Raw genomic sequence first — 8,098 nt, 5'->3', positions numbered from 1 at the left:
CGACCGGTCTGGACGACCATCTGCACAGCCTCCGCCTTGAACTGCGGGCTGAACTTCCGGCGCTTCGCGGGCATGGACACGATCCTCTCAAATCAGGATCCGTGTCCAACATCCTTGTTACACCTCAGTCGCTGGTTGCCCTCGCCGCACCGATGTGCCAAGGTCGCAGAACGCGTGTATCACGCGTCTCAGAAAACCAACTGAATAGAAACGCTGCGGGCCGCCCATCCTGATTGGCGTCCGGAGGCGGCCCGCCCCTTACCAGAGAGGAAACCTCCCGTGGTCTCGTTCAGCGTACGCCATGACCCGGTCCCCGCCTCGGTCAAAATCGACCTCGAACTCCACAAGCCCTACCGCACCTGGTTCGGCCTCGGCCGCCTGCGCTGCGAATGGTGCCGCCACACCTGGGGCGCCCACGGCTGCCCCCAGCGCCGCTCCGCCGTCAAACTCCTCGCCTCCTGCATCGGCTCGGACTCCCTCCGCGACGTCCTCACGACCCTGATCGGCTTCTCCTGGGACGGCGGTGCCGCATGAACCCCGAACGCATCGTCCTGGGCCGCTTCACCCTCGAACACCGCCGCATCGAGGTCTACCAACTCGCCGGCGGCCCCACCACCGCCGTCCGCCTGCGCCGCATCACACCCGAACCCGCCGTCGACCTCGGCTACATCAACCGGATCGGTTCCCCGTTCGCGCGACTGCACCTGTACCGGGCCGAGTGGCCCGCGGCGCTGCGCCGCACCGCCCGCGACAAGGCCACCGCGATCTGGCACCACGCCGCCCGCCACGAAGCGGAGGTCGACGGATGACCCTGCGCTTCGCCGACGGCCTGCCCGTCCTCGGCTACCGCGAAGTCGCCGACCGCACCCTCGCCTTCGCCTGGCACTGGCACGAGCCGACCTTCCGCCTCACCTTCACCGAACACACACCGCCCCTGCTCGGCCACGTCACCCACCTCGACTGCCTCCCGCGTTTCGCGGCCGCCCCGGACTACGCCGCCTGGCTCGACGACGAACGCACCCGCGCCGTCCTCGACCGTGCCATCGACCTGTGGCGCCGAAAGGAGCGCGTGTTCCGAGACTGCGAAGGCTGACCGGCCGCGCCGGGCTTTTCCGGGTCAGTGCTCGCGCCTGGCCAGCGACACCACCTCCTCCGGCGTCAGCGCGCTCTTCGGATGGTGGCTGAGGCACATGGGGGTGGTGACGCGCCGGTGCGGTCTGCCCTCGGTCTTGAGGTAGAAGTCGCCCGCTACGAGCTCGGTCACCTGGAGGTCCTTGGCCTGCTTGGCGTCGACCATGTCCTTGACCGCCGCGACCTGCGTCGGGTGGTTGAGGAAGCCCACGAATTGGGTCGCGCAGTTGCCGACGACCTGGTTGTGGACGCCGCGCGGCGCCTGGGTGGCGAACACGAGTCCGAGTCCGTACTTCCGGGCCTGGGAGGCCAGCGCCAACGTGCTCCCGGTGCATGGGGTCATGGCGCCGGACGGCGCGAACGTCTGCGCCTCGTCCATCACGAAGAGGCCGCCGAGCGGCCGGTCGCCCGCGGGATGGCGCTTGATCCAGGCGAACAGCCCCATCTGGAGCTGGTTGACGAAGCCCTGGCGCTGGGCCGCGTCGGGCAGTCCGATGAGGCTCACCACCGAGACCCGGGCCCGTTTCCCTCTGCTCGGCTTGAGGAGTTCACCGGGATCGAGCGGCGCGCCGTCGCCGCCGAACAGCGGGTCGTTGATCTGCGAGGCCCGCAGCGTCTCGGCGACCTTGTGGGCGATCTCGGTCGCCTTCGAGAGGTTGACCACGTCGTCGGGGAAGTCCGCGAGCAGTTGCAGGAACCCTTCGAGTCCGTCGCCGCCGTTGCGGGCGTAGTGCATGAGGCCCTGCCGGATCACCGCCCGAGCCTGCTCATGGCGGTCGGTGTTTCCGGCGACCTTCGCCCGGGGCGCGAGCGCGGCGACCGCGCTGTCCAGCGCGCTCTCGAACTCGTCCTCGTCGTCGATGACCGCGCCGAAGTCCGGCAGCGGCTGGAAGGAGACCGGACGGCCTTTCGCCAGACGCGGCGTCCAGACGACGACCTCGGTGTCGGCGAAGTACGCCGCGGCCTTCTCCGCGTCGCCCAGACTCCAAGCCGCGGGTGGACTCGGCCACGGTTCGCCGAGCCGCGCCAGGTCGTTGTTCGGGTCCAGCACGATCGAGGACACGCCTTGCAGGGCGCACTCCTCGATGAGGCGGCGCAGGACGACGGTCTTGCCGGAACCGGAGCCGGCGAACACGGCCACGTGCTTGCGCAGGCGCTCGAGGTCGACTGATGCGGGAGTACCGTCCTCGAAGCCGCCCAGCGGAAGAGGGTGGGGCATCGGCAGTGTCTCCGGCCCCGGTGGCGGCGGCTCGCCTCCTTGTTCGTCGAAGATGTTGCGCACCAGCGCGGTGCCGCTCATCGGCCGGGTGGCGCACAGCCAAGTCTCGTACTCGGGATGGCGCTCGGCCTCCAACTGCTTCAACGCGGCGCATACGCGCAGTTCCCCGGGGTCGAGGTCGATGACGCGGAGGCCTCGCTTCTGGAGCTCCAGCAGGTTCTGCTGCGCCGTCTCCGTCAGCTCCCACGGCCGGGTGCGCAGCGCGACCGCCACGGCGTCGAGGTCCTGCTCGGCACCGGACTGCTCGAAGAGCCAGTTGAGGCGGGCCTTGAAGGCGACGCCCCGGCCCTGCGCCACGCCTCGCAGGCACCAGCGTCGATCGTCCTGGCGCAGCACGGCGTGAATGCCGTTGAACTTGGGTTTCCGCAGCGGGTGGACGTTCATGGGAGTCCCGGTCTCCGTTGCATACGCCCGGAATCCGGCCACGAGCAGCGGAGGCAGATCGGTGTCCTCGTGCTCATGGCTCAGCGCGCTGGCGACATCCACCTCCCGCAGGATCTGCTCGAAGCGGGCGGCGACCGATTCCGGTTCCCGCACCGGACCCACGCCCGCATCCGGGACGAGTGAGCGCAGCGGCTCGAAGTCGTCCTGGTCGAGGCACCTCCTCGCATGGTCCTGGACGCTGCGGAGGATCTGGCGCGGCGTGTTGAGCAGTTTCTGGTTGAACGCCTCCGGCGCCGCGGGCCAGCCCGCCCACGGTGCCTTGAACTTCACGTCGGCCAGTCGGGCCTCGACATGCCGGGCGATGATCGCCCGAGCGGCGTCGCCGGTGAGGTGCTCGTCGAGCGCGCGCGGTGACCAGAACCTCCCCGGCACCGACTGCAAGGTCGCCGCCTCGAGCCGGCTCCAAGAGCCGGGCAGGCAGGACACCACGGTCAGCGTCCTACGAGACTGTTCGATGAAGTCCATGAGTCCCATCGCGAGGTTGCTCAGCTGGGCGTCGAGGTCGCCATGGGGTGACACGCCGGCCGTATTCAGGTCCGCCTTCTGCACGATCTCGTCGATCTGGTCGATGCAGAACAGGACAGGGCCGACCAGCGAGACCACTTTGGTGAGGGCGAGCAGCACCTCCCGCGGCCGCCGCGTCGCCGGATGGATCCCCCAGCGCTCCCGCCGCCCGGTGCCCACCTCCTCCCTGCACGACAGCCAGTCCTCGGCGATGCCGAGGTCGGCGGGGTTGCGGGAGGACAGCAGGCAGAGTGCGCGCACGACGTCGCGTGCCGTGCCGTCGAGGTAGCCGAACTCCGCGTGGACCGCGGCGACGACCGCGTCCACCGCTTCCGGCGTCGGGTAGTAGTCCTTGATGCCCCAGCGGTGTTCATCGGCGAGTTCGGCGTTCTCCAGCAGCTTCTTGAGGAGCAGCTGGACCTGCTGCCCGTCCTTGCCGGTGCCTTCGGTGAGGCTGAACACGAAGGACAGCAGCGCCGCCGTGGCGAAGTCCTCGTCGCGGTTGACGTCCATCTGCACGAAGAGCCCGCCGCCGCGCTCGAGCGCCATGCGGCCCTCCCGGACCAGGTGCGTCTTGCCTGATCCGGCCTCGCCGTGGACGACGAGCCCGAGCGCCTTGGTGTGCCGGAGCTGCTCCGCCTCCTCCAGGCTCCGCCGCAGCTCCTGGGCGGCATCATGGTTGTGGAGTTCGACGTTCACGTCGGCGTCCTTCCACACGTCCGTGAACTGGACCGTCAAGTCGAGCTTCAGCAGCGCCTCCAGTGCCCGGCGCAGGGACGGATCGAGGCTCATGCGATCGCCATCCAGTGCTTGTCGTCTCCGCCGATGTTCAGCGCCGCGGCCTTGTCGGCCTCAGACAGTGTGCGGCGGTTGGCCTCGGAGGTCAACCTGATCACCCGGCGGCGGAGGAGGAGCTTGAGCGTGTCGTCGAGTTCGCCCCGGTCGATGTTCGGCAGTGCGTCGCGCAGGGCGCGCAGCGGCACCCATGCCCCCGGTCCTTCGGCGAGGTTGCCGTACTCCTTGGCGACGGCGTCGCCGACGGGCGAGTCGAGGTCGCCGCCGATGTCATGGCGGTCCGCGTTGAAGACCGCCTCCGCCGGGACGTGGTTCCGTTGGAGGAAACGGTGAACAGCGTTGAACAGGGCGTACACCACCCGCAGGTTGATCGCGGATTTCGGGTCGGCCGACCCGGCCAGCTCCTCGACCGCGCGCTCACGCCCGGCCGCGGTGAGCTCGTATAGGTACGGCTGCCCTGAGCTGCGGGCGCGCAGGAACGTCAGGTAGCCGGCAGCGGCCAGGTTCTCGCGCTCACCGGCTCCGACGTCGAGACCGAAGCTCGCTTTGAGGGCGGTGTTCGTGACGTCGGTGGGGGGTTCGTGGACCATGAGGGCCAGGAGGATGAAACGTTCGCGCTGGGTCAGTTCGTGCTGCATGGGAGGCGCTCCAAGTCGGGGGGAGGGGACAGGGGTCAGGTGAGCTGTTGGAGGACTCTGGCGAAGTCGTCGATCTCGGCGAGCCGCTCCTGGTCGGGGGGATCGGGGGAGAAGTGGGCCAGTTCGTTCCGGGTGGTGCTGACGAGTTGCAGGGTCCGGAGGAAGTACTCGTGGTCGATGTTCCAGCCGAGCTTTCGCCAGTTGTCGTCGACCTTGAGCATCTCGCGGTACCTGCCCAAGGTCGGTGCCGCGTTCGGCTTGGCCTTGGCCCACTTCGTCAGATACCGCTCGATCACCGCGGGATCCAGGCGCGCCCGGGTCCTATTGCGGATGTGGAGCTCGATGATGCTGATGGTCAGGATCGGCGAATGGAGCGAGACGAACTCCTGAAGCAGGTCACCGACGGTGATGATCCCTGTGGGTCGGCCTTCGTCGCTCGCCACGATCCCGAAGCCGCTCGTGCACAGCTCGTCGACCAGGTCGAGCACCAGGTGGTCGGGCTTGAGCTGCCGGATCGGCTCGCGGGCGTCGGAGACCAGTTCCAGGGGGCCGCGGAGGAAGGCCCTCGTGATGCTGCGTTCGCTGATCGCCCCGCGAAGAACGCCGTTGTCGTCCACGACCGCGAGCTGTGAATAGTCCTTGCGCGTCATGGCGGTGATCGCCTTGGAGATCGGCTCGGTCTTAGCGACGCATTCGACCCGCTGGCTCGCACCTTTGAGATGTCCGACCCTGAGTGCACCCTCTGCGCTCGGCTCAGTGTCGTCCTCTGCGGTTGTTGAGGCGGCCGGTATCAGGGTGACTTGACTTTCGGCCCAGACTTCGGTGAACGGAGGATCCGTGGTGAGTCCGTATCGGGTCAGATCCGTCTGTACTTGTTCTACCGTCTCAGGAGTCCGTCTGGATTCACCCCACCATGCGAGCAGGTCGCGGACACCGATCACTACGGGAGGACGGTTCGGCTGAGCGGCTTTTTCAAGGAGTTCTTCAAGGCGATTCGGGACGGCGGCAGCTGCGTTGAGTGACTCATCGGATGCCATCGGTCAAAGCTAACGCAGTTCGAGTGTGTGCGGGGATCCGCATTCAGAGTCGGATATCCGACAGAAAAGCGCTTTCTCCATCGTGGGGGATACCCGTCCCCCTGATCGCTGGTTAATTTCAGCCAATGTCAAAGGTTGACCCCCGCAACCGGAGCCGAATCGTCCGAATCATGTGCGGCGAAGAGGACTACGACGGCAAAGGCACTCCCGCAGAGCAGGCCCGCCGGTACCGGCATGAAGTACTTGTTCCAGAAGCCCTGCGCCGCATAGAGAGACAGGCTTCCCTTGAGGATCACGGTCCGGTGGACCTGCTCGTGAGCCTCTCGGGATTCTCTCCCGAGACTACGATCTTCGCCGCGGCCTTCCTGCGGCCCAAGGAGCTGCTGGTCCTGGTCTCCCACTCCGCGCGCGAGGGCATCGACTTCATCCGGGAGCACGTCGAGCTTCCCGCGTCGCACGTCGAAGTGCGGCGTGTGGACCCGCTCGCTCCGGTCGACCTCTACGAACGGATTCGGAACGCGGTCGACGACTACAAACGGTTCAACGGCGTCCCCAACCCGACAGTGGTCATCGACATCACCGGTGGGAAGAAGTCCATGTCCGCCGGCGCGGCCTTGGCCGCGACCCAGCTCGACTCGCGCATGTGCTACATCGACGGCGACTTCAACCCCGAGATCCGGCAGGCGGAACCCGGTACCGAGCGCCTCGTGATGCTCGACAACCCGACCAAGCTCTTCGGGGACCGCCAGCAGGAGTCCGCGGAGGTCGAGTTCGGGCACGGCGCGTTCGACGCCGCGTACCGGCGGTTCGAGACCATCGCCCAGACCTCCCCGACACCGGCGCGAGCCCGATTCGGCTGCGACCTGTCCGACCTCTACATGGCATGGAGCGACCTCGAATTCGATCGCCTCGGCAAGGCCGTGAAGACGATGCGGACGCGGCTGAACGACGCCTCCTCCCGCTGCGACCCGCAGACCGAGCGCCGTCTCCGCGTGCAGCTCGACTTCCTGGACGGACTGGCCCGCCGGCGCGAGGGCGAGCCGCTCGCCCTGACCTTCTACCTGCTGGGGAAGCACTACGAGGAGCACGGGCGCCGCGACTTCGCCGCTCTGCTCTACTACCGGATGCTGGAAAGCCTCTTCGAGATGCGACTCTCGGACCACGGCATCTCGCCGTCGAAGCCCGACTGGGCCAAGGCCGACCAGGACCCGGAGGCCTTCATCGAACGGTATCGGAACCTGTCCGAATTGGTCTTCAACCGCGAGTTCCGCGGCATGCCGTTCAAGGTCGGCATGGTCGAGTCCGCACTCCTGCTGCAAGTCTTGAACGATCCGATGCTGCCGCTGTTCGGGCTCGACCAGACCAAAGCGCTGCGACACCTCCGCTCGATGAGCGACGCGCGCAACGCCTCGGTACTGGCGCACGGCAAGACCACCGTCTCAGCCGAGGTCACCGAGAAGCTCGGCAGCTTCGCCCTCCGGGCGTTGCGGGCCTACTGGCGACTTGTGCACGGTGATGACAGGGTCGACGACCGCATTGTCGAGCTGCGTTTCGTGGACAGCATATGAGCGGTGCCCTCGAACTTCCGTCGAGCTGGCGGGAAGAGCTCGAACGACGGCAGCGAGAGCAACTGCGCCCCGACCTCGTCCTGACCCGCTCGAAGCACTCCGATTGGAACCCCTCGTACACGGAAACCGAGGTCAAGCATGACTCCAGCAAGGGGCCTGGTTGAGCCGCGGACGCCGAGGCGGCGATTACGAACTCGGCGGCACGCTCTTCAAACTGGAGCTTCGACTCCGCGCGTCGAAACACGACCCCATTCGAAAGGTCGCGGTCATCCACCGCCTCAGCGAGTTCAATGGCGTCCCGCCGACCATGAGGATGAAACCGACCATTGAGTTCACGCTCTTCTCGAGCCAATGGCCGTGCGATCTCGAGGACCTGTACCGAGCGCTTCGCCGCCACGAGCGGGCGCGAAAGCGTCTGACCAGCCCGGGAAGCCAGCCCCACCTGACGTTACAAGCAGATCCCAGCGCGTCGGCGGCCCGAGAGCTCAAAGAGCTGAACATGGTCTTCGAAGTGCTCACCGAGCGCACTGACCGCCAGCGCCCCTGGCGCTCGCCGGGCGTCGTTCTTCCCGGCGGCGGTCACCGCTGGAATAGCCGAGCTCGAACATGGGATGAGAAGGTTGGAGAGAAACGAGTCGCGGGGGGGGGGGGGGGGGGCCCCCCCCCCCCCCCGGCGAATAGGGGGTGAAAGACGCGAAAGGT

General features: G+C 67.4%; 8 protein-coding genes. 4 read left to right on the top strand and 4 right to left on the bottom strand.

Going from position 1 to position 8,098, the window contains the following annotated elements:
- Window positions 1–279 precede the first annotated feature (279 nt).
- From GFD30_RS25400 to GFD30_RS25390, 3 genes are read left to right on the top strand one after another with little or no spacing between them, the layout of a single operon-like run.
- Complete coding sequence (locus tag GFD30_RS25400; RefSeq protein ID WP_153027946.1) at window positions 280–534, top strand: hypothetical protein; 255 nt, start codon at window positions 280–282, stop codon at window positions 532–534.
- Entirely contained in the window at window positions 531–809 is a 279-nt protein-coding gene (locus GFD30_RS25395) for a hypothetical protein (protein ID WP_153027945.1), read from the top strand. The genes GFD30_RS25400 and GFD30_RS25395 overlap by 4 nt, the downstream gene beginning before the upstream one ends.
- Window positions 806–1,093, top strand: a complete 288-nt coding sequence (locus tag GFD30_RS25390; protein ID WP_153027944.1) for a hypothetical protein — start codon at window positions 806–808, stop codon at window positions 1,091–1,093. The genes GFD30_RS25395 and GFD30_RS25390 overlap by 4 nt, the downstream gene beginning before the upstream one ends.
- 24 nt (window positions 1,094–1,117) lie before the next feature.
- On the opposite strand, the gene GFD30_RS25385 is transcribed toward GFD30_RS25390, so the two are convergent.
- From GFD30_RS25385 to GFD30_RS26485, 4 genes are all read right to left on the bottom strand, one after another.
- On the bottom strand, window positions 1,118–4,150 hold the full coding sequence (locus GFD30_RS25385) for a helicase HerA domain-containing protein (protein WP_153027943.1): 3,033 nt from the start codon (window positions 4,148–4,150) through the stop codon (window positions 1,118–1,120).
- Window positions 4,147–4,791 carry a hypothetical protein gene (locus GFD30_RS25380; RefSeq protein WP_153027942.1) on the bottom strand — a complete coding sequence of 215 codons (645 nt, stop codon included), beginning with the start codon at window positions 4,789–4,791 and terminating at the stop codon, window positions 4,147–4,149. The genes GFD30_RS25385 and GFD30_RS25380 overlap by 4 nt, the downstream gene beginning before the upstream one ends.
- Window positions 4,792–4,826: 35 nt before the next feature.
- Complete coding sequence (locus GFD30_RS25375; RefSeq protein WP_153027941.1) at window positions 4,827–5,828, bottom strand: CBS domain-containing protein; 1,002 nt, start codon at window positions 5,826–5,828, stop codon at window positions 4,827–4,829.
- Between the two features lie 128 nt (window positions 5,829–5,956).
- Window positions 5,957–6,124: a hypothetical protein gene (locus tag GFD30_RS26485; protein ID WP_194202118.1), complete on the bottom strand. Its 168-nt coding sequence runs from the start codon at window positions 6,122–6,124 to the stop codon at window positions 5,957–5,959.
- A gap of 6 nt (window positions 6,125–6,130) precedes the next feature.
- Here GFD30_RS26485 and GFD30_RS25370 point away from each other — a divergent pair, with 6 nt between their 5' ends.
- Window positions 6,131–7,396, top strand: a complete 1,266-nt coding sequence (locus tag GFD30_RS25370; protein WP_194202117.1) for a TIGR02710 family CRISPR-associated CARF protein — start codon at window positions 6,131–6,133, stop codon at window positions 7,394–7,396.
- The last annotated feature ends 702 nt before the right edge of the window (window positions 7,397–8,098 follow it).

Origin of the sequence: Glycomyces albidus, from assembly GCF_009451885.1 — a bacterium.
Taxonomy (GTDB): domain Bacteria; phylum Actinomycetota; class Actinomycetes; order Mycobacteriales; family Micromonosporaceae; genus Glycomyces; species Glycomyces albidus.
The sequence above is the reverse complement of the archived record's forward strand: the minus strand, read 5'-3'. Positions and strand labels throughout refer to the sequence as shown.